This is a genomic window from Blastococcus sp. VKM Ac-2987 (assembly GCF_026967805.1).
Lineage (GTDB): Bacteria > Actinomycetota > Actinomycetes > Mycobacteriales > Geodermatophilaceae > Blastococcus.
The window spans coordinates 500,150-517,185 of record NZ_JAPVBG010000003.1; the positions used below are offsets into that span (position 1 = coordinate 500,150).

Below are 17,036 nucleotides of genomic sequence, written 5' to 3' on the forward strand. Positions count from 1 at the left end.
GGTAGGGGGCGGGGTCGTCCCGCTCCCCGCCCCGGCTCCCCATGGCAGCACCGCTGACCCGCCCGGCACCACCGTCGTCCGCTGCCCTGGCAGGCGCGGTCGCCGGAGGCCGGGCGGAGGGCGTCCCCGGGGCCGGGCGAGGCGGGCCGCCGCGGACCGGCCGCTCCACCGGCGCGCCGGGCGGACCGCCGGAGCCGGGTCTGGTGCACCGGGCGCGGCTGGCCGTCGTCTGCGTCGGCCTCGTCGGGCTGGCGCTGGCCCAGCAGCCGGGCCGGATCGTCGCGGACACCAAGCTGGACCTGTTCGTCGACCCGTGGGGCTTCCTGGGCCGCGCCCTGCACATGTGGGAGCCGAAGGGCTTCGCCGGCCAGGTGCAGAACCAGGCGTACGGCTACCTGTTCCCGATGGGGCCGTTCTTCGGCGTGGGCGACTCGATCGGGCTGCCGCCGTGGGTGGTGCAGCGGCTGTGGGTCGCCGCGCTGCTGTGCACCGCCTTCCTCGGGTGCGTCACCCTGGCCGAGCGCCTGGGCATCGGCACGCCCGGCGTGCGCCTGCTCGGCGGGCTGGCGTACGCGCTGGCCCCCCGCATGATCACCGGGCTCGGGGCGGTCTCGATCGAGGTGCTCCCCATGGCGCTGGCGCCGTGGGTGCTGGTCCCCCTGGTCACCGGGGCCACCCGCGGGTCCCCACGGCGGGCGGCCGCCCTGTCCGGGGTCGCCGTCTTCTGCGTCGGCGGGGTCAACGCCGTCGCGACCGCCGCGGTCCTCCCGCTCGCCGCGCTCTGGCTGCTGACCCGGCCCGCCGGGCCGCGCCGGCGGCGGCTGATGGCCTGGTGGGTGGTGGCGGTGGGCCTGGCCACCGCCTGGTGGGCCGGCGCGCTCCTCCTCCTCGGTCGCTTCAGCCCGCCGTTCCTCGACTTCATCGAGGCGGCGCCGACCACCACGATCCCCACGGAGCTCACCCAGACCCTGCGGGGGACGTCGCACTGGGTCGCCTACCTGGCCACCGCCGGAGGCCCGCAGTGGCCGGCGGGGTGGTCGCTGGTCAAGGACCCGGTGCCGGTGGTGGCGACCGTCGTCCTCGCGGCGGCGGGGCTGGCCGCGCTGACCCTGCGCGGCCTGCCGCACCGCCGGTGGCTGGTGCTCGGCGTGCTCGGGGGAGCGGTGCTGGTGACGGCGGGCCACGTGGGCACCGTCCAGGGCGTCGCCGCAGGCCCGCTCCAGGACGCGCTGGACGGTGTCCTGGCGCCGCTGCGGAACGTGCACAAGTGGGACCCGGTGCTGCGGCTGCCGCTCGTGCTGGCCCTCACCCACCTGGGCGCGGTGCTCGTGGGTCGGGCCTCGGCCCGGCGCCCGGCCCGGCACGCGTGGGCCGCCCGGGCGGTCCGCGGGGTCGCCGCCGTCCTCGTCCTGGCCCTGCTGGGCACGGCGTCACCGGCGCTGGCGGGGCGGCTCACGGCGCCCGGCGGGGCGGTGTCCGTCCCCGGGTACTGGCAGGCGACGGCCGACTGGCTGGCGGAGCGCGATCCCGACGGCCGGGCGCTCCTGCTCCCCGCCTCCTCGTTCGCCGTCTACTCCTGGGGCACCACCCTGGACGAGCCGATGCAGCCACTGGCGGACGCACCGTGGGAGGTGCGCAACGCCATCCCGTTCACCCCCGCCGGCCACATCCGGATGCTCGACGCGGTGGGCGGGGCGCTCGAGCGGGGCGAGGGGTCGGCCGGGCTCGCGCGGTACCTGGCCCGCTCGGGGATCTCCCACCTGGTCGTCCGCAACGACCTGGACGCCGGTGCCGCCGGCGCCACCCGGCCGCTGCTGGTGCACCGCGCGCTCGCCGACTCACCCGGGATCGACCGGGTGGCGGCCTTCGGGCCGCGGGTGCCCGCCGAGACCACCGTCCTCGGGGTCACGCTCGACGCCGGCCTTCCCCTCCAGCGGCGCGCCGTGGAGGTCTACGCCGTCGAGGGCGCCGCTCCCGTGGCGTGGACGACGCCGCTCGACCGGGCGGTCACGGTGCTGGGTGGCCCGGAGGGCGTGCTGGCGCTGGAGGAGCGGGGTCTCCTCCCCGGGCGGCCGGCGCTGCTGCCCGGGGAGGAGGACGCCGCCGCGGAGCTCCCCACGATGGTCAGCGACGCCCTCGTCCGGCGCGAGCGCACGTTCGGGCGGATCGACGACGCCTCCTCGGCGGCGCTGACCGCCGACGCCCCGCTCCGGCTGGACGCCCCCGTGCGGGGTTACCTCACCGAGGGGCTGGAGCGGGCCGAGAGCGTCGTCCGGCTGGCGGGCGGCACCGTGCGGGCCTCCAGCGCACGCTCGGACGCCGACACGTACGGGCCGGTCCACCCGGAGGACCAGCCCTACGCGGCCCTCGACGGCGACGTGACGACGGCCTGGCGCCCGGCGGGCCGGCTGGGGCCACCGGAGGCGGCGTGGTGGGAGGTGCGTGCCGACGAGCCGATCACCGCGACCGAGATCACCGTGGTGCTCGCCGTCGACCCGTCGAACCGGCCACCGAACAGCCTGGTGGTCCGCACCGACGCGGGGGAGCGCACGGTGCCGTTGGCGGCCACCGCCGAGCCCCAGCGGCTGCTCCTGCCGGCCGGGGCCACCCGCACGCTCCGCCTGGAGGCCACCGTCGAGGACGGTTTCCCACCCGCGCTGCAGCTGGCGGAGGTGCGGGTGCCCGGCCTGGTCGTCGAGCGGTCCCTGGTGACCCCGGCGCCGACGGGCGCGGTCGCCGCCTACGCCTTCGACACGGCGTACCCGGCGACGTCGGGGTGCGTCGCGGACCCAGCCGGCCGGCCGCGCTGCGGGGCCGCCCTGGTCGCCGGTGCCGAGGAGCCCGGTGGGCTGGACCGGGTCTTCACCGTCGCCGAGCCCGCCGCCTACGAGCTCGCGGTGACGGCCGTACCGCGGGCGGGGAACCCGCTCGACGCGCTGATCGCCGAGGTCGCCGGCCTCGACGCGGAGGTCTCGGCGACCAGCACCGCGGTGCCGGACCCCCGCGGCGGGGTGCTGGCCGCCGTCGACGGCGACCCGGCCACGACCTGGACCGCCGCCGGGGACGACGACGCCCCGGCCATCACGGTGCGGTTCGACGGTCCCCGGACGCTGGACCGCATCCGGGTCCAGCTCGACGAGGACGCCGCCGCGGCCGCACCCACCGCGGTCGTCCTGCGCACCGGGGGGTTCTACGAGGCGCTGCTCGCGCTCGACGAGGACGGCGTCGCCACCTTCGCCCCGGTGGTGACCGACGAGGTGACCCTCTCCTTCCCGCTCGCGGCTGGGCTGGACTCCTTCGATCCCTACACCCGGATGCGGGCGCCGCTCGGGGTCGGCGTCAGCGAGCTCGAGATCGGCGGGCTGGCCCCGCCCGACCCCGGCACCGCCGTCACCGTCCCGTGCGGCGAGGGCCCGGTGGTGAGCGTCGACGGCGTGGCCCGGCAGACCGAGGTCGTCACCACGCTGGCGGGGCTGCGGTCCCTCGCGCCGGTGCCGGTCACCGTCTGCGAGGGGTCACCGGAGACGGGCCGGCTGGCCACCGGGGAGCACTCGTTCAGCGCCACCGCGACGGCGGCCTTCGCGGTCGACGCGGCCACGCTGACCGACGTGGCCGGCGCTCCGGACGCCGGCGTCCGGACCCCCGCCGGCCCGACCCGGTGGGACGCCGAGCACCGGGTCGTCCCCGTGGCGGCGCGCGAGGAGCCGACGCTGCTCGTGGTGCCGGAGAACGTCAACGAGGGCTGGACTGCGCGCCTGGACGGCGAGCGGCTCGAGAAGGTCACCGTCGACGGCTGGCAGCAGGGCTACCTCCTGCCGGCCGGGGCCCCGGGTGAGGTCCGCCTCGACTTCACCCCGGGGCCCGCCTACCGGGCGGTGCTGCTCGGCGGCCTCGGTGCGGTCGCCGTCCTCGTGCTGCTGGTACTCCTCCCGGTCCGGGGCGCGGGACCGCCCGCCGGGTCCCGGCGCGGCCGCGGCCTGGTCGTGGCCGGGACCGGCCTGGGCGCGATGCTGCTCCTGGCCGGGCCGGTCGGTCTCGGCGCCACGGTGCTCCTCGGGGGTGCCGCCACTCTGGCGCGCCGGCGCAGCGGGGCGCTGCTGGCCGGTGTCGCGGCGGCCGGGATGCTCACCGCCGGCGCGGTCCTGCTCCTGGCCCCCGGCGTCGCGACGGAGCCGTGGCGTCAGGCGTCGGCGGCGGTCGCCCTGGCGGCGGTGGTCGCCGCGCTGCTGCCCGTGCTCCCGGACGGGAGGTCCCGGTCGGTCACCGGCCGGTCCGGGACCAGGAACCGCCACCGGCGCAGCGGCCGCTCCACCAGCTGGTAGACCACCGCGGCCACCAGGGCGCCACCGAGCCAGGTCGCGAGGAAGACCAGGACCAGGCTCCCGGTGAACTGCTGCCACCCGAACAGCGCGTAGGCGCCCGCGAGCACCGGCAGGTGGAAGAGGAACACCCCGTAGGAGATCTCGCCCAGGTACGTGACCGGGCGGCCGGCGAGCAGCCGCCGGGTGCGTCCGGCGCCCTGGTCGCCGAGGACGAGCGGCCACACGAGGAGCGTGCCGACGCCGAGGAAGAGCACGTTGCGCAGGACCGCCTCCGCCGGCGTGGACGGCAGGACGAGCACCGGGCCGGTCAGCGGGTTCGCCGCGACCAGGAAGAGCACGCCGGCGCCCGCCCAGCAGGTCCACACGTCCGCTCCCAGGGCGGTGGCCACCTGCACCGGCCGCCAGTCCGCCGGGCTCACGCTGAGCACCGCCAGCGCCATGCCGGCGGCGAACCAGCCCAGGTGCGCGGGCAGCCACAGCTCCGCCGTGCCGCCGACCAGGACGGAGCTCCAGGCGACCGCGAGGAGCGAGAGCGCGGTGAGCGCCGCGAGCGCGGCCAGCACGCGGGCCGGGCGCCACCGGTCGCGTGCGGCGAGGCGCACCAGCCCGCCGGCCAGCAGCGGCAGGCAGGCGTAGAACGCCACCTCGGTGCACAGGCTCCAGGTGTGGTTGAGGCCGTCCCCGAAGCGCCCGGTGTACAGCTGCACGAGCGTCAGGTGCTCCACCCAGGTCCGGGCGTCCGCCCCCCGGTTGGTGGGCAGCAGGAGCAGGGCGGCGGCCACGGCCAGCCAGTACGCCGGCAGGATCCGCAGTGCCCGGCGCCACAGGTAGGCGGCGGCCCCCGGCGCGCGACGGCGCTCCACGGCGGCGAGGAACACCGGCCGGGAGAGCAGGAAGCCCGACAGCACGAAGAAGATCGCCACGCCGACGCCGAGCCGGTTCAGCAGGTGGCCGGTGAGGTCGGGGGTGTAGCCGCCGGTCCAGAAGCCGGCGTGGGTCAGCACCACCGCGCCGGCGGCGATCGCCCGCATCCCGTCCAGGCAGGGGAAGGCCCGCTCGACGCGCGCCTCCGGGCCGCCCTCCAGGGCGGCGGATGCGGTCATTCGGTCCTCCGTTCGGTGGCTGTCCGAGGGAGAGTATGGAACGCCCGGTTACCGGCAGGTAGCGTGCGGCGTCCCGGTCGTCCGGCCGGGTGACGCCCCGGCGCGGCGGTAGGGCGCGGCGGGGCGGCGAGGAGGGTGGCGGATGAGCCTGGAGCAGGTCCGGCGGGACTGGACGCGGCTGGGGGCCGAGGACCCGCTCTGGGCGGTGCTGGTCGAGGACGGGAAGCGCGGCGGCCGCTGGGACGTCGAGGAGTTCCTCGCCCTGGGCCGCAAGGACGTGGCCCGCTCGCGGGAGGACCTCGCCCGGCTGGGGCTGCCGGTGCGGTGGCACCGGGTCCTCGACTTCGGCTGCGGCGCCGGGCGGCTGAGCCAGGCCCTCGCCCAGCACGCCGACGAGGTGGTGGGCGTGGACGTCTCGGCCCCGATGCTCGACACCGCCCGCCGCCTGGACCGCAGCGGCGGCCGCTGCACCTTCCTGCTCACCGAGCACAGCGACCTGCGCGAGATCGGGTCCGGCAGCGTGGACCTGGTCTACAGCGAGCGGGTCCTGCAGCACCTGCCGCGCCCGGCGCTGGAGTCCTACGTCGGCGAGTTCCTGCGGGTGCTGAGGGCCGGGGGCGTCGCCGTCCTGCACTGCCCCACCCGGCCGCAGTGGACCCTCCGCGGGGTCGTCTGGCGCACCGCACCGTTCCCGGTGGTGGCCTGGCTGCAGCGCCGCGTCCTCGGGTACCCCGCGCCGATGCGCATGACCGGGGTGCCCGAGCAGCGGATGGCCGCCCTGGTCACCGCCGCCGGCGGGGAGCTCCTGGCCGCGCTGCCCATGGACGAGCGGGCGACGAACTGGCGGGCCTGCCGCTACGTCGTCCGCAAGGCCGGCGGGTGACCGGGCCCGAGCCGTCCCCGTCGCCGCCGCACCACCGCGGCGCCCCGGACCGTCCCCCGAGCGCCTCCGGGCCGGGGGCCGGACCGGCGTCCACGGACGAGGCCTTCCCGGATGTCTGGGCGATCGCGGACGACATCCCCGGCTGGCTGACCCGGGGCCAGGCCGAGCTGCTGTGCGAGGAGGTCCGGTCGGTCCCCGCCGGCGGCACCGCGGTGGAGATCGGCAGCCACCGCGGACGGTCGACGGTGGTGCTGGGCCGCGCGCTCCGGGCGCGCGGGGGCCGGCTGGTGGCCATCGACCCGTTCGTCGACGGGCGGCTGTTCGGCGGGCGCCGGACCCGCGACGACTTCCGGGCGAACGTGGCGCGGGCCGGGGTGGAGGACACCGTCGAGCTGGTGGACGACTACTCGACGCGGGTCCGCCCGACCTGGGACCGGCCGATCGACCTCCTCTACATCGACGGCAAGCACGACTACTGGACCTTCTCCGACGACCTCGCCTGGCGGGCCCACCTGCCGGAGGGCGCGCCGGTCCTGGTGCACGACAGCTTCTCGTCGATCGGGGTGACCCTCGGCATCCTGCGCCACGTGCTGCCGGGGCGGCACCTGCGCTACGAGCGGCGGGTGGGCTCGATGGCGCTGTTCCGGGTGGGCCGGCCGTCGAGCGAGGACCGGCTGCGGATCCTCGGCGAGCTGCCGTGGTGGACCCGCAACGTCTTCCTCAAGGTGCTGCTCCGGCTCCGGCTGCGGCCGCTGGCCCGGCTGTTCGGGCACGACTCGCCGTACGACCCCTACTGACCGGCGCGGGCGGCGCGGTGGATCAGCGCTGCTGCAGCAGGCCGACGAGAGTCGCGGTGGCGGCGTCGACGTCCTCGAGCAGCCGCTCGGCCTCGCCGCGCTCGACGCGGGCCAGCATCAGCTCGTTGATCCCGCCGACGGCGGCCAGCACCAGCTCGCGGGGGAGCGGGCGCACCTCGTCGGGGTGCTCCCGGGCCAGCCCCCCGACGACCTCGACGAGCAGGTCGACGTAGGTGTCCACCACCCGCCGGCGCAGCGCCTGCGCCTGCCGGCCGGCCGCCTGCACCTCCACCAGGGACGCCCACGCGACGGCGGGACCGGCCGCGAGGGTGCCCAGGTAGGCGGCGAGGCCCGCCCGGAGGCGCTCCGGCCACGGCAGCCCGGCCGCGTGCGCGTCCTCCTGCGCCCGGCGGACGGTGGCGAGCACCGTGTCGTTGGCGCGCGAGTAGAGCTCGAGCAGGCACTCCTCCTTGTCCCGGAAGTGCGCGTAGACGACGGTCTTGGAGACGCGGGCCGCCCGGGCGATGTCGGAGATCGTCGTCGCCTGGTAGCCCTTCTCCGCCATGCAGTCGGCGAGGGCCCACAGGATCCGGCCCCGCCGGTGCGCGTCGTCGAGCCCGGGGTCCGCGGTGGGGTCGACAAGGGTGTGCACACAGGCAGAATCTCACGGGCGGTCCCCTCGGTGAGGGAACTCACTCCCGGAGGCGGGAAGGCCACGGGGTGCTCCCGGTGTCGGGTACGAGGTGGACATGACGGCTCCTGAGCGGGCGACCGCACGTGCGTACACCGTGTGGGCGGTGGGGCTGCTGGCCTACGTCGTCGCCGTCTTCCACCGGTCCTCGCTCGGTGTCGCGGCGGTCGACGCGCAGGAGCGGTTCTCCGCCGGTGCCTCGGCGGTGTCGCTGTTCCTCGTGCTGCAGCTGGCGGTCTACGCCGGGCTGCAGGTGCCCGTCGGGGTGGCGCTGGACCGGTTCGGGTCCCGCCGGATGATCCTGGCCGGTGCGGTCACGATGGCCGCCGGGCAGCTGGCGCTGGCCCTGGCGACCGGGGTACCGACGGCGGTGGCCGCCCGGGTGCTGGTGGGCGCCGGCGACGCCATGACCTTCATCAGCGTGCTGCGGCTGGTCTCGGTCTGGTTCCCCGGGCGCACCGTCCCGCTGGTCACCCAGCTGACCGGCATCCTGGGCCAGCTCGGCTCGATCGCGGCCGCCTACCCGCTGGTCGCCCTGCTGCACGGCACCTCGTGGGAGGCGACGTTCCTGGGCGCGGCCGCGACCGGCCTGCTCGTCGCCGTCCTCGTGCTGGTGGCGCTGCGCGACGCACCGGACGGCAGCGTCCGCGGCCCGGCCGTCGGGCTGGCCGCCGTGCGCCGCAGCCTCGCCGACACCTGGCGGGAGCCGGGCACCCGGATGGGCCTCTACACCCACCTGGTCACCCAGTTCTCCGGCACCGTGTTCGCCCTGCTGTGGGGCTACCCGTTCCTGGTTGTCGGGCAGGGGCTCGCCCCGGGCACCGCGGCCGGGCTGCTCACCCTGCTGGTCCTGGTCGGCATGGGCGTGGGGCCGCTGCTGGGCCGGCTGTGCGGGCGCTGGCCGCTGCGCCGGTCGGTCCTGGTCTTCACCATCCTGGGCGCCACCGTCTCGATGTGGACGGTCGTGCTGCTCTGGCCCGGCCGCGCACCGCTGCCGGTGCTGATCGCGCTCGTGATGGTGCTCGGCACGAACGGCCCCGGCTCGATGATCGGCTTCGACTACGCCCGCACGGAGAACCCGGTGGAGCGCCTGGGCAGCGCCAGCGGGGTGGTCAACGTGGGCGGCTTCGTCGCCTCGCTGCTGACCATCCTGGCCATCGGCGCGGTGCTGGACCTGCAGACCCCGGGAGCGTCCGCCGACTACGGCCTCGATGCGTTCCGGGCGGCCTTCGCCGTCCAGTACGTCTTCTGGGCGATCGGCCTGGTCGGGGTGCTGCGGCACCGGCGCGAGCTCCGGGCCCGGCTCGCCCGCGACGGCGTCGTCCTGGCGCCGCTGCACGAGGCCGTGCGCGCCCGGCTGCGCGGCACGTCGGCCCCCCGCTGAGGGGTCAGCGCCCGAACTCGGCCACCACCACGGCGTGGGCGGTGTACAGCAGCCAGTCGTAGGGGACGTCCCGGACCTGCGCAAGCGGGACCTGCTCCCACCGGTTGTCCCGGCCGGTGCGGCGCAGCGCGGTCAGGCGGGTCGCGCCCAGGCCGTCGGTGTGCAGCCGCTCGTCGAGCGCCGGGTTGTAGCCCGCCGGGATCGTGCACCACAGCCGCCCGCCGGGCGCCAGCAGGGAGCGCAGGTGCGCGATGGCCCGGGCCGGCTTCCCCGGGTCCTGCACCGCCTCGTCGAGGCCGACGTGCTCCAGCGTGCTCACGGCCAGGACCAGGTCGAAGGGCCCCGGCAGGTCGATGTCGACGACGTCGACGTTGCGCACGCCCGGTGCGCGCTCGTACTTGTCGACGACGGCGTGGTCCACCGGCCGGTAGTGGGCGAGCACGTTGCCGACCTCGAGCACCCGTGCACCCGGCCCGGCGCCGGCGAGCACCGCCGCGGCCAGCGGGACCTCCACCGCGCGCTCGTTGAGCCAGGTGTAGTTGTAGGGGTGCCGCAGGTAGGCGTGGGCGGTGCCGTCGACCTCGAAGGTCGCCGTCGACGGCCGCCCGGCCCGCGCCCGCCCGGCCAGCCACCGGGCCCCCCAGCTCGCGCAGTCGGCCAGGACGGGGCCCGCGCCGCGGGTACGCGCGTGCCGGACGACGCGACCGGTGATCGTGGAGAGCTGCACGGCGGCGCAGTCTAGGGGCACCGGCCACCGCGGCCGCGGGAGCCGCCGTCGCGGTCGTGCGCCGAGCGGTTGCCGCCCACCTCCGGGGGCGGGCACGATGCGGCCAGCGCGAAGAGCCGGTCGAGAGGGGTGCTGTGGACGTCGTGGTCGGTCTCGACTCCGGGACGACGGCGACGAAGGCGGTGACGGCCGGGTCCGACGGGCGGGTCCGCGACGTCGTCAGCGTGGCCTACCCGCTGCTCGTGCCGGCGCCCGGCCGGGCGGAGCTGGAGTCCGAGGCCCTGGCGTCCGCGGCCGTGACGGCGCTCGCCGAGATCACCGCCTGCGCCCGGGAGCGCGGCGACACCGTCGTCGCGGTCACCCTGTGCGCCGCCATGCACGGCCTGGTCCCCCTCGACCGGGAGGGGCGCCCGCTGGGGCCACTCGTCACCTGGGCCGACGACCGGGCCGCGCAGTGGGCCCAGGCGCTGGTCGCCGACGGCCGGGCGCCGGATCTGCACGCCCGGACGGGCACCCCGGTGCACGCGATGTCGCCGCTGGTGAAGCTGTCGTGGGAGCGGGCGCAGGACGCCGACCGGCTGGCCGCGGTGCCGCGCTGGGGCGGGGTCAAGGAGCTGGTGGTGGCGACGCTGTGCGGCGGGCCGCACCTGGTCGACCGCTCCTGCGCGTCCGCGACCGGGCTGTACGACATCCGGGCCGGCCGCTGGGACGAGGAGGCGATGCAGATCGCCGGCGTGCGTGCCGGTCAGCTGGGGGAGGTGCTGCCGACGACGGCGGTGCTGCCGGGGCTGCTGCCGGAGGTGGCGGCGGCCACCGGGCTGCCGGCCGGGCTGCCCGTGGTCATCGGCGCCTCCGACGGGGTGCTGGCCAACCTCGGCATCGGCGCGGTGCGCTCCGACGTCGCCGCGGTCTCCCTCGGCACGAGCGGGGCGATGCGCGTCGTCGTCCCGGCCCCGACGGTGGACCCCGGCCGCCGGCTGTTCTGCTACGCGCTCACCGACGACGCCTGGGTGGTGGGCGGCGCGATCAACAACGGCGGATCGGTCGTGCGGTGGGCAGCGCAGGCGCTGGCCGCCGGGCTGGACGGCGCACCCGCCCCCGAGGGGGAGGCGGCCGACGAGCTCGACGCCCGGCTGCTGGCCGAGGCCGGGTCCGTGCCGGTGGGCAGCTCCGGGCTGATCTGCCTGCCCTACCTGCTGGGCGAGCGGGCGCCCTGGTGGCGGTCGGGGATGCGCGGGGCCTACCTCGGGCTGCGCCGCGAGCACGGGCGCCCGCACCTGGTCCGGGCCGCGGTGGAGGGGGTCTGCCAGCAGCTGGCGCTGGTGCGGGACGCCTTCGACGCCACCGACGTGCCGGTGCGGGAGGTGCGGGCCACCGGGGGCGCGGTCGCCTCGCCGCTGTGGATCCGGACCCTGGCGGCCGCCCTCGACCTGCCGGTGCGCGTCGCCGAGTCCCCGGAGGGCACCGGGCTCGGCGCCTGCCTGCTGGGCTGGCACGCCCTCGGCGAGCTGCCCGACCTGGACGCCGCCACCTCGCTGGTCGCCGTGCACGACCCCGTGCTGCCCAACCCCGACGCCGTGGCGGTCTACCGGCGGCTGCGCCCGCTCGTCGACCGGTCCACCGAGGCGCTGGTCGACGTCCTCACCACCCTCGACGCCCTGGACGACACCCCGACCCGACCCACCTGACCTCCTGGAGGAGCCATGACGGACGTCGAACCGGCGCTGGGTGCCGGACCGCTGCTGCTGATCGCCGCGGCCGCGGTCGGCGTCCTGCTCTTCCTGATCATGAAGGTGAAGCTGCACGCCTTCCTGGCGCTGGTCCTGGTCAGCCTGGCGGTGGCCCTGGCGGCACGGGTGCCGCTCGAGGACGTGGTGGAGGTGATGACCACCGGCTTCGGCGCGACGTTGGCCAGTGTCGCGCTGCTGGTGGGCATCGGGGCGATGCTCGGCCGGCTGTTCGAGCACAGCGGTGGCGCCCAGGTGCTCGCCGACAGCCTGATCGGGCGCTTCGGCGAGCAGCGGGCGCCGCTCGCCCTGGGCATCGCCGCGCTGCTCTTCGGCTTCCCGATCTTCTTCGACGCCGGGCTCGTCGTCTTCCTGCCCATCGTGTTCACCGTGGCCCGCCGGCTGGGCGGCTCGCTGCTGACCTACGGGCTGCCGGTGGCCGGCGCGTTCGCCGTCATGCATGCGTTCGTGCCGCCGCACCCGGGGCCGGTCGCGGCGGCCGGGCTGATCGGTGCCGACATCGGCCTGGTGCTGGTGTTCGGGCTGCTCATCGGCGTCCCGACCTGGTTCCTCGGCAGCTACCTGTTCGGCCTGTGGGCCGGGCGCCGGTTCGAGCTGCCCGTCCCGAACATCCTGTCCGGCGAGGCGAAGACGGCCGACGACGCCCCGGACGCCTCGGTCGAGGGCAGCTCGCCGGGGATCGCGTCCGGGCGGACGGGCACGGAGACGGCGACCCGGCCCGCACCGCCGCGGTTCGCGACCGTGATCTCGCTGCTGCTCCTGCCGATGCTGCTGATCTTCATGAACACCGGCCTGACCACGCTCGCCGCCGAGGGGATCGTGGACGAGGAATCGACCGTGGTCCGCTGGGGTCAGCTGATCGGGGCCACGCCCATCGCGCTGCTCCTCACCGTCCTGGTGGCCATGTGGGTGCTCGGCCGTCGTCGGGGTGACAGCGGCGCCGAGGTGGAATCGGTGCTCAACAGCGCGCTGGGCCCGGTCTGCGCGATCATCCTGATCACCGGCGCGGGCGGCATGTTCGGCGGCGTGCTGCGGGCCAGCGGCATCGGAGCCGCGCTGGCCGACGTGCTCGGTGACATCGGCCTGCCGGTCATCGTCGCGGCGTTCGTCATCTCCGCCCTGATCCGGGTGGCGCAGGGCTCGGCCACGGTGGCCCTGACCACCGCGGCGGGCCTGATCGCGCCCGTGGTCGCGGCCACCGACGGCCTCAGCTCCCCGGACCTCGCGCTCATCGTCATCGCGATCGCCGGCGGCGCGACCGTGCTCTCGCACGTCAACGACTCGGGGTTCTGGCTGGTCAGCCGGTTCTTCCAGATGGACGAGAAGACCACGCTCAAGACGTGGACGGTGATGGAGACGCTGCTCGGCACGATCGGCTTCGTGCTGGCGCTGGTGCTCAGCCTGTTCCTCTGACCCGGCGGCAGGCGGGGCGGGCGGGCTGCCCGCCCGCCACGTCGCCCGCGCCTGCGCGGCCGGCCCGACCGCGCGATAGTGGGGCATGCCGCTTCTCCCGCGCGCTGCCGCAGCCGGCCTCTCCGCCCTGGCCGCGGTCGCCGTCCGTGACCTGCTCCAGCGCGAGCACACCCTGCTGCGCAACTTCCCGGTGGTGGGCCACGCCCGCTACCTGCTCGAGTCGATCGGGCCAGAGCTCCGCCAGTACCTGGTGGCCGGCAACAACGAGGAGCGGCCGTTCACCCGCGACCAGCGCCGCTGGGTCTACGCCTCGAGCAAGCGGGACAACAACTACTTCGCCTTCGGCACCGACAACGACCTGGAGTACACCGCCGGGTACCCGGTGATCAAGCACCGCACCTTCGGCCGGGCGGTCCCGGCCACGCACGTGCAGGCCGGCCAGGACGTCTCCCTCCCGTGCGCCAAGGTGCTCGGTGCCGCCCGCGGGCGCGCCGGCGCCTTCCGGCCCCCGTCGGTCGTGAACATCTCGGCGATGAGCTACGGCTCGCTGTCCGGCGCCGCGGTGGAGGCGCTCAACCGCGGTGCCGCGCTCGCCGGGTGCCTGCACAACACGGGGGAGGGTGGCGTCTCCCGGTACCACCGGCACGGCGGGGAGCTGGTCTACCAGATCGGCACCGCCTACTTCGGCTGCCGCGACGAGCACGGGCGGTTCGATCTCGACAAGCTCAAGGACCTGGTGGCGTCAGCGCCGGTCCGCGCGTTGGAGATCAAGCTGAGCCAGGGTGCGAAGCCCGGCCTGGGCGGGGTGCTGCCGGCGGCCAAGGTGTCGGCCGAGATCGCCGCGACCCGGGGCGTCCGGGAGGGCGTCGACTGCATCAGTCCGTCCCGGCACGCGGAGTTCTCCGACACCGACAGCCTGCTGGACTGGGTGGAGCTGCTCGCCGCCGAGACGGGGCTGCCGGTGGGCATCAAGTCGGCCGTCGGCGACATGGAGTTCTGGGACGAGCTCACCGGGTTGATGGCGAGCACCGGCCGCGGCGTGGACTTCGTGACGATCGACGGGGGCGAGGGCGGTACCGGCGCCGCGCCGCTGATCTTCACCGACTCGGTGTCGTTGCCCTTCGCGCTCGGCTTCTCCCGCGTGCACGCCACGTTCGCGCGCGCGGGCCTGGCCGACGACGTCGTGTTCATCGGCGCGGGGAAGCTCGGCCTCCCCGACAACGCGGTGGTCGCCTTCGCGCTCGGCTGCGACATGGTCAACGTCGGGCGGGAGGCGATGCTCGCCATCGGCTGCATCCAGGCGCAGAAGTGCCACACCGACACCTGCCCGACCGGGGTGGCGACGCAGAACGCGTGGCTGGAGCACGGGCTCGACCCGGCGCTGAAGTCGACCCGGGCCGCCAACTACATCAGCACGCTGCGCCGCGACCTGCTGAAGGTGGCCGAGGCCTGCGGCGTCGAGCACCCCGGGCTGATCGACACCGACTCCGTCGAGGTGCTCACCGGCCGGACCGCGTCCCGCCCGCTCCGCGAGGTCTACGGCTACGAGCCGGGGTGGGGCCTGCCGTCAGCCGAGGACCGGGCCGCCGTCGTCGCGCTCATGACCGGCGAGGCGCCCGAGGGCGGCTCCGCGCCGCCGTCGGAGGACGCCGTCGGCTGAGCAGGTGGCCGGTGCTCGCACCGCCGTGGAGCCCGCCGGGCGGACCGTTGACGTCGCCGCGGTTCGGGATGGGGTGGCCGGGGCGGGGTACCGCCGGGCGAGGTACACCCGCTCCCGACCCCCTGTCGGCCGCCCTGGAGGAGAGCCCATGAACCGCACGTCCCTGCCCACCCGTCGCCTGCGCGCCGGTGCGGCCGCGCTGGCCATCGCGGCCGCGTCGTTCACCATGACCGCCTGCGGTGGCGAGGAAGGCGCCGAGGAGGGCGGCATCGTCGAGGAGGAAGGCGGCGAGGAGGAAGGCGGCGAGGAGGGCGGCGACCTCGAGGAGGAGGAGGAGGACGACTGACCTCGCCGGCGTCCCGCCCGCACGTCGCCGCGGCGGTGTGCGCGCGGGAGCCGGCCGGCGTCAGGCGCCGGAGCCGCGGAGCAGGTCCTCGAAGGAGGTCGCCGGGTCGGCGAACGGATCCGCCGGTGCGGCCGGCGGCCGCCCGGCCACCAGGTCGGCGAGTTCCCCGGCGGCCCGGTGCACCCGGCCGGTGAGGGCCGGGCTGCCGACCTCGCCGCCGGCCCAGTCCTCGGAGGCGGCGAAGACCGCGGTGGGGGCGACCGTGGCGCGCAGGTACGCGAACAGCGGCCGCATCGCGTGCTCCAGGGCCAGCGAGTGCCGGGCGGTGCCGGCGGTCGCGCCGAGCAGCACCGGCTTCCCGGTCAGGGCGTCGCGGTCGAGGACGTCGAAGAAGGTCTTGAACAGCCCGCTGTAGGACGCCGAGAAGATCGGCGTCACCGCGATCAGCCCGTCGGCCCCGACCACCGTGTCCACGGCGCCGCGCAGCGCCTCGCCGGCGAACCCGGTGACCAGGTTGTCGGCGAGGTCGCGGGCGCGCTGCCGCAGCTCCACCACCTCGACGGTGGTGGTGACGCCCCGTTCGCGCAGCGCGTCGACCGTCGCGGTCGTCAGCCGGTCGGCCAGCAGCCGGGTGGACGACGGGACGGCCAGCCCGGCGCTGACGACGGCGAGCGTGCGGGTGCTCATCGCGCCACCGCCTCCGCCGTCCGCCCGGTGACGCCGTCGGCGGCGGCGGGGACGGTGGCGTCCTCCGTGCCGCCGGCCGCGGCCACCCGCGCGGCGTGCGTCGGCGCGTCGGGCACGTGCGCCGGCTTGAGCGCCGCGAACTCGCGGCGGAGCACGGGGACGACCTCCTCGCCGAGGATGTCCAGCTGCTCGAGCACCGTCTTCAGCGGCAGCCCGGCGTGGTCGATGAGGAACAGCTGCCGCTGGTAGTCGCCGACGTAGTCGCGGAAGCCTAGCGTCCGCTCGATGACCTGCTGCGGGCTGCCGACGGTCAGGGGCGTCTGGGCCGAGAAGTCCTCCAGCGAGGGGCCGTGGCCGTAGACCGGCGCGTTGTCGAAGTACGGGCGGAACTCGGCGACGGCGTCCTGGCTGTTCTTCCGCATGAAGACCTGACCGCCGAGGCCGACGATCGCCTGGTCGGCGCCGCCATGGCCGTAGTGCGCGTAGCGGCGGCGGTAGAACTCCACCATCCGCTGGGTGTGCTCGGGCGGCCAGAAGATGTGGTTGTGGAAGAAGCCGTCGCCGTAGTACGCGGCCTGCTCGGCGATCTGCGGCGAGCGGATCGAGCCGTGCCAGACGAACGGCGGCACCCCGTCGAGCGGCCGCGGCGTGGAGGTGAAGCCCTGCAGCGGGGTGCGGTGCTTGCCCTGCCAGTCGACGACGTCCTCGGTCCACAGCCGGCGCAGCAGCGCGTAGTTCTCGATCGCCAGCTCGATGCCGTTGCGGATGTCCTGCCCGAACCAGGGGTAGACCGGACCGGTGTTCCCGCGGCCCATCATCAGATCCACCCGGCCCTCGGCCAGGTGCTGCAGCATCGCGTAGTCCTCGGCGATCTTCACCGGGTCGTTGGTGGTGATCAGCATCGTCGACGTGGACAGCTGCAGCGTCGACGTCCGTGCCGCGATCCACGCGAGCGTGGTGGTGGGGGAGGAGGAGAAGAACGGCGGGTTGTGGTGCTCGCCGAGGGCGAAGACGTCGAGACCGACCTCCTCGGCCTTCTGCGCGATCGCCAGCACCGCCTTCAGCCGCTCCGCCTCGGTGGGCGTGCGCCCGGTCGTCGGGTCGGTGGTGATGTCGCTGACGGTGAAGACGCCGAACTGCATCTCGATCTCCGCATCTGGTTGAGAGTGCAATCATCTACGTCCGGGCAACGTGCCGCACCCCTGCGCTATGCCCGGCCGGTCCGAAAGGGTGGGGCGGGCGTCGGCGGCAGCGCCGCGTAGTCGTCCCGGTACG

General features: G+C 75.9%; 12 protein-coding genes and 1 pseudogene. 8 read left to right on the top strand and 5 right to left on the bottom strand.

Annotated elements, in window-relative coordinates:
* Window positions 1-41: 41 nt before the first annotated feature.
* Window positions 42-3,260 (top strand): annotated as a pseudogene (locus O2W17_RS17645) (alpha-(1->3)-arabinofuranosyltransferase domain-containing protein); the annotation flags it as partial.
* Between the two features lie 920 nt (window positions 3,261-4,180).
* On the opposite strand, the gene O2W17_RS17650 reads toward O2W17_RS17645, so the two are convergent.
* Entirely contained in the window at window positions 4,181-5,425 is a 1,245-nt protein-coding gene (locus O2W17_RS17650; RefSeq protein WP_269193751.1) for an acyltransferase family protein, read from the bottom strand.
* Window positions 5,426-5,567: 142 nt separating this feature from the next.
* Here O2W17_RS17650 and O2W17_RS17655 point away from each other — a divergent pair, with 142 nt between their 5' ends.
* A complete protein-coding gene (locus O2W17_RS17655; protein ID WP_269193752.1) occupies window positions 5,568-6,308 on the top strand; it encodes a class I SAM-dependent methyltransferase in 741 nt (246 codons plus the stop codon).
* A complete protein-coding gene (locus O2W17_RS17660) occupies window positions 6,305-7,105 on the top strand; it encodes a class I SAM-dependent methyltransferase (RefSeq protein WP_269193753.1) in 801 nt (266 codons plus the stop codon). Before O2W17_RS17655 ends, O2W17_RS17660 begins: the two co-directional genes overlap by 4 nt.
* 22 nt (window positions 7,106-7,127) lie before the next feature.
* On the opposite strand, the gene O2W17_RS17665 is transcribed toward O2W17_RS17660, so the two are convergent.
* Window positions 7,128-7,757: a TetR/AcrR family transcriptional regulator gene (locus O2W17_RS17665; RefSeq protein ID WP_269193754.1), complete on the bottom strand. Its 630-nt coding sequence runs from the start codon at window positions 7,755-7,757 to the stop codon at window positions 7,128-7,130.
* A gap of 97 nt (window positions 7,758-7,854) precedes the next feature.
* Between O2W17_RS17665 and O2W17_RS17670 the strand changes: the two genes are divergently transcribed.
* Window positions 7,855-9,180, top strand: a complete 1,326-nt coding sequence (locus O2W17_RS17670; protein ID WP_269193755.1) for an MFS transporter — start codon at window positions 7,855-7,857, stop codon at window positions 9,178-9,180.
* A 4-nt stretch (window positions 9,181-9,184) separates the two neighbouring features.
* Here the strand turns inward: O2W17_RS17670 and O2W17_RS17675 are convergent, their stop codons facing one another.
* The gene (locus O2W17_RS17675; RefSeq protein WP_269193756.1) at window positions 9,185-9,907 is read right to left on the bottom strand and encodes a class I SAM-dependent methyltransferase; all 723 of its coding nucleotides are present in this window, start codon (window positions 9,905-9,907) and stop codon (window positions 9,185-9,187) included.
* A 134-nt stretch (window positions 9,908-10,041) separates the two neighbouring features.
* Between O2W17_RS17675 and O2W17_RS17680 the strand changes: the two genes are divergently transcribed.
* The 4 genes from O2W17_RS17680 to O2W17_RS17695 all read left to right on the top strand — a co-directional run bounded on the left by O2W17_RS17680 (window position 10,042) and on the right by O2W17_RS17695 (window position 15,074).
* Window positions 10,042-11,595 carry a gluconokinase gene (locus O2W17_RS17680; RefSeq protein ID WP_269193757.1) on the top strand — a complete coding sequence of 518 codons (1,554 nt, stop codon included), beginning with the start codon at window positions 10,042-10,044 and terminating at the stop codon, window positions 11,593-11,595.
* Between the two features lie 15 nt (window positions 11,596-11,610).
* Window positions 11,611-13,068, top strand: coding sequence for a GntP family permease (locus O2W17_RS17685; RefSeq protein ID WP_269193758.1), 1,458 nt, complete (start codon window positions 11,611-11,613; stop codon window positions 13,066-13,068).
* An 85-nt stretch (window positions 13,069-13,153) separates the two neighbouring features.
* On the top strand, window positions 13,154-14,728 hold the full coding sequence (locus O2W17_RS17690) for an FMN-binding glutamate synthase family protein (RefSeq protein WP_269193759.1): 1,575 nt from the start codon (window positions 13,154-13,156) through the stop codon (window positions 14,726-14,728).
* Window positions 14,729-14,876: 148 nt separating this feature from the next.
* The gene (locus O2W17_RS17695) at window positions 14,877-15,074 is read left to right on the top strand and encodes a hypothetical protein (protein ID WP_269193760.1); all 198 of its coding nucleotides are present in this window, start codon (window positions 14,877-14,879) and stop codon (window positions 15,072-15,074) included.
* A gap of 60 nt (window positions 15,075-15,134) precedes the next feature.
* On the opposite strand, the gene O2W17_RS17700 is transcribed toward O2W17_RS17695, so the two are convergent.
* Together O2W17_RS17700 and O2W17_RS17705 are read right to left on the bottom strand one after the other, a co-directional pair.
* Entirely contained in the window at window positions 15,135-15,761 is a 627-nt protein-coding gene (locus O2W17_RS17700) for an FMN reductase (RefSeq protein WP_269193761.1), read from the bottom strand.
* Window positions 15,758-16,903, bottom strand: coding sequence for an LLM class flavin-dependent oxidoreductase (locus tag O2W17_RS17705; RefSeq protein WP_269193762.1), 1,146 nt, complete (start codon window positions 16,901-16,903; stop codon window positions 15,758-15,760). The genes O2W17_RS17700 and O2W17_RS17705 overlap by 4 nt, the downstream gene beginning before the upstream one ends.
* Window positions 16,904-17,036: the final 133 nt, after the last annotated feature.

Coding starts and splice junctions, on each gene's coding strand:
- O2W17_RS17655 (WP_269193752.1), top strand. CDS start 5,568: ATGAGCCTGGAGCAGGTCCGGCGGGACTGGACGCGGCTGGGGGCCGAG.
- O2W17_RS17705 (WP_269193762.1), bottom strand. CDS start 16,903: ATGCAGTTCGGCGTCTTCACCGTCAGCGACATCACCACCGACCCGACG.
- O2W17_RS17695 (WP_269193760.1), top strand. CDS start 14,877: ATGAACCGCACGTCCCTGCCCACCCGTCGCCTGCGCGCCGGTGCGGCC.
- O2W17_RS17670 (WP_269193755.1), top strand. CDS start 7,855: ATGACGGCTCCTGAGCGGGCGACCGCACGTGCGTACACCGTGTGGGCG.
- O2W17_RS17700 (WP_269193761.1), bottom strand. CDS start 15,761: ATGAGCACCCGCACGCTCGCCGTCGTCAGCGCCGGGCTGGCCGTCCCG.
- O2W17_RS17690 (WP_269193759.1), top strand. CDS start 13,154: ATGCCGCTTCTCCCGCGCGCTGCCGCAGCCGGCCTCTCCGCCCTGGCC.
- O2W17_RS17685 (WP_269193758.1), top strand. CDS start 11,611: ATGACGGACGTCGAACCGGCGCTGGGTGCCGGACCGCTGCTGCTGATC.
- O2W17_RS17650 (WP_269193751.1), bottom strand. CDS start 5,425: ATGACCGCATCCGCCGCCCTGGAGGGCGGCCCGGAGGCGCGCGTCGAG.